4 protein-coding genes are annotated in these 3,299 nt (G+C 70.2%); all 4 read right to left on the reverse strand.

All coding sequences use genetic code 11. The features are described 5' to 3' along the window. Positions 1 to 716, reverse strand: a 716-nt coding sequence (locus tag AB0J52_RS33275; RefSeq protein WP_500186831.1) for an STM4015 family protein, incomplete at its 3' end; no start/stop codon positions are given. A gap of 90 nt (positions 717 to 806) precedes the next feature. Next, positions 807 to 1,736: an STM4015 family protein gene (locus tag AB0J52_RS33280; RefSeq protein ID WP_500186832.1), complete on the reverse strand. Its 930-nt coding sequence runs from the start codon at positions 1,734 to 1,736 to the stop codon at positions 807 to 809. Positions 1,737 to 1,885: 149 nt separating this feature from the next. After that, positions 1,886 to 2,686, reverse strand: coding sequence for a MetQ/NlpA family ABC transporter substrate-binding protein (locus AB0J52_RS33285; RefSeq protein WP_500186833.1), 801 nt, complete (start codon positions 2,684 to 2,686; stop codon positions 1,886 to 1,888). Between the two features lie 25 nt (positions 2,687 to 2,711). After that, positions 2,712 to 3,299 (reverse strand): methionine ABC transporter permease (locus AB0J52_RS33290; RefSeq protein ID WP_500186835.1); only part of this gene is annotated, 588 nt, incomplete at its 5' end.

A 3,299-nucleotide genomic window follows, 5' to 3' on the forward strand; every position in this document is an offset into this window, starting at 1 on the left:
GTCTCGAGCTGGGCGACGACGGCCGCGCCCGCGACGGCGACGGCGATCTCGTCCTGGATCTCCGAGTTCATGAGGCCGAGGCGGCGCAGGGCGGGGAGGCGCTCGCCGGACAGCAGGGGCGCGAGGTCCGCCACGGTGGCGTCGCCGCCGTAGTTCTGGGTGCCGAGCCACAGGTCCAGGCGGGTGAGGTTCGGCAGGTCGCTCGCCCCCACGGCCCGGACGACCGGGGCGGGCAGCCCGCCGGACTCGAACCGGAGCGTGCGCAGCGCCGCGTGCTCGACCGGTTCGAGCACCAGGCCCTGGGAGCCGCGGACCTCCAGCCGCTCCAGGTCGGGGTAGGCCTTGAGCACCGGCGTGATGTCGCCCTGCTCGATCCAGGAGACCTCGGCCTCCTCCATCACGATGTCGCCGATGAACAGCGACCGCAGCGCCGGGAAGGCGGGGGCGGCCTCGACGAGCAGCGCGCCGACGTCGACGCTGCCCGAGTCGTAGGACGCCCCCCAGTAGCCGATGACCAGCGCCGTGACCGCGCTGGTGTCCACCTCTTCGCGGAACTTGGCCAAAACGTCCGCGAAGTCGCCCTCGTCGTAGGAGGTGCGGACGGCCCACGCGTACGAGGACGGCGAGGCGACCGCGGCGTCGAGCAGATCGTCCTCCGGGCCGTATCCGGCGACGGGCAGTCCGGCGTACTCGGTCAGGTGTTCGTGGATGGTCATCGGGTCCCTTTCCGGATCACTGTGAGGACATGTCCTACCAGTGCCGCCCGACAAATACCGTCCGATCAGGTGAAATGCGGGTGAGACCGGTCACTCGGAAACCTCGACGTAGAACCCGTCATCGGGGTCGAACACGTGCCGGTCCTCCAGGTCCACCTCGACGCCGGGCAGCGCCGTCCGGACGCGCTCGGCCATCTCCTCCGAGAGGAAGTGGTAGTGGAGGTCGAGCTTCTTCAGATGGGTCAGCGGCTGCCCGGCCAGCAGCGCCTCCGCGCCGGTGTCGGTCAGCAGTCCCATCGCCAGGCTCAGCGACTCCAGACCGGCCACGACCGGGGCGCCCGCGACGGCGGCGGCGATCGCGTCCTGGATCTCCGAGTCCTCCAGCCCCAGGTGGCGCAGGGCGGGGAAGCGCTGCCCGGACAGGAACGGCTCCAGGTCCTCCACCGTCGCGTCGCCGAGGTACTCGCCCACACCGAGCCACAGGTCGAGGTGCTCCAGGTTGGGCAGCGTGCTCCGCCCGACGGTCCGGACGATCGAAGCGGGCAGCCCGCCCGACTCGAACCGCAGCACCCGCAGCGCCTCGCTCTCGATCGGCTCGAACTCCAGGCCCGCCGAGCCCCGGATCTCCACCCGCTCCAGCCCCGGGAACGCCGTGAAGACCGGCGTGGTGTCGCAGTGCTGGATCCAGGAGATCTCCGACTCCTCCGCCAGGATGTCGCCGATGAACAGGGCGCGCAGGGCCGGGAGGGCGGACGCCGAACCGGCGAGCAGCGTCGGGACGTCGACCTCGTCGTACGGGCTCCAGTAGCCGACGACGATCGCCTCGATCCCGCCGGTGTCCACGGTCTCCAGGAAGCGCGCCCAGACCTTGCCGAAGTCGTCCACGCCGTCCCCCATGCCGCTGACGGCCCACGCGTAGGACGACGGCGACGCCAGCGCCTCCGCGGACGGGGCGCCGGACGGGCCGAACTCCGCCACCGGCAGCCCGGCGAACTCGGTCAGATGCTCATGGACGCCCATGAATTCCTCCTGGTCAAGGTCAGAAACCCCGTCCTATCAGGACCGCGCGACGCGTATCGCCGCTTCCGCGAACCTCCGGACCACCGCACCGGAAAAAGCGGCGGCCCCCGGACGGGATCGTCCGGGGGCCGCCGAGGGAGCGGTCACGGTCAGGCGGGGAGCACCGAGCCGTGGTACTTGTCCTGGATGAACTTCTTGACCTCCGGGCCGCGGAGCAGGTCGACGAGCTTCTTGATCTTCTCGTCGTCCTTCTTCTCGGGCGTGGTCACCAGCCCGTTCACGTACGGGTTGTTCTGCGCCGACTCGGTCGCCAGCGCCTCCTTGGACGGGTCGAGCTTCGCTTCCAAGGCGTAGTTCCCGTTGATCACCGAGGCGTCCACGTCACCGAGCTGGCGCGGCAGCGCCGCCGCGTCGGTCTCCTTGAACTTGATGCCCTTCGGGTTGGACGCGACGTCCTTCGGCGTGGCCTTCTCCTCGCTGCCCGGCTTCAGCGTGATCAGCTGGTTGGCGGCCAGCAGCTTCAGCGCCCGCGCCTCGTTGGACGGGTCGGACGGCACGGCGACGGTCGCGCCCTGCTTCAGCTCGGAGAGCTGCTTGACCTTCTTGGAGTAGACGGCCAGCGGCTCCAGGTGGACGCCCGCGACGAACACGAGCTTGGCGCCGAGCTTGGCGTTCGACTCCTCCAGGTACGGCTTGTGCTGGAAGTAGTTGGCGTCGAGCTGGCCGTCCTTGAGGGCGGGGTTCAGCTGCTCGTAGTTGCTGAACTCCTTGACCTCCAGCTTGAGCCCGGCCTTGTCGGCCAGGTTCTTCTTGACGTAGTCGAGGATCTCGGCATGCGGGACCGAGGTCGCGCCGACGACGAGGGTGTCCTTGTCCTTGCTGGAGCCGCAGGCGGCGAGCCCGAGCAGCAGTCCGGCGGCGGCCACGGTGGCGGTGATCTTACGAAGCACGAAGAGTGCCCCCTTCTGATGTGGACTAGCGGTGGGACAGGCGCCGGACGAGCCGGTCGCCGAGCAGCTGGACGACCTGGACCAGCACGACGATCACCGCGACGACCGCGATCATCACCGTGTTCTCGAAGCGCTGGTAGCCGTAGCGGATGGCGATGTCGCCGAGGCCGCCGCCGCCGATCGCCCCGGCCATCGCCGAGTAGCCGATCAGCGCGACGAAGGTGACGGTGAGCCCCGCGAGCAGGCCCGGACGGGCCTCGCGGAGCAGCACCTTCCCGGCGATCTGGACGCGGGAGGCGCCCATCGCGCGGGCGGCGTCGACCACGCCCGGGTCCACCTCGCGCAGCGAGGTCTCCACGAGCCGGGCGTAGAACGGGATGGCCGAGATCGCGAGCGGGACGATCGCGGCGGTGGTGCCGATGGTGGTGCCGACCAGCGCCCGGGTGAGCGGCAGCAGCGCCACCAGCAGGATGATGAACGGAATGGACCGGCCGATGTTCACGACCAGCCCGAGCACGTGGTGGACGGCCGGGAGCGGGGCCAGCCCGCGCCGGTCGGTGACGACCAGCGCGAGGCCGAGCAGCACCCCGAACACGGCGGTGATCACGGTGGC

Origin of the sequence: Spirillospora sp. NPDC049652 (assembly GCF_040675125.1) — a bacterium.
Lineage (GTDB): Bacteria > Actinomycetota > Actinomycetes > Streptosporangiales > Streptosporangiaceae > Spirillospora.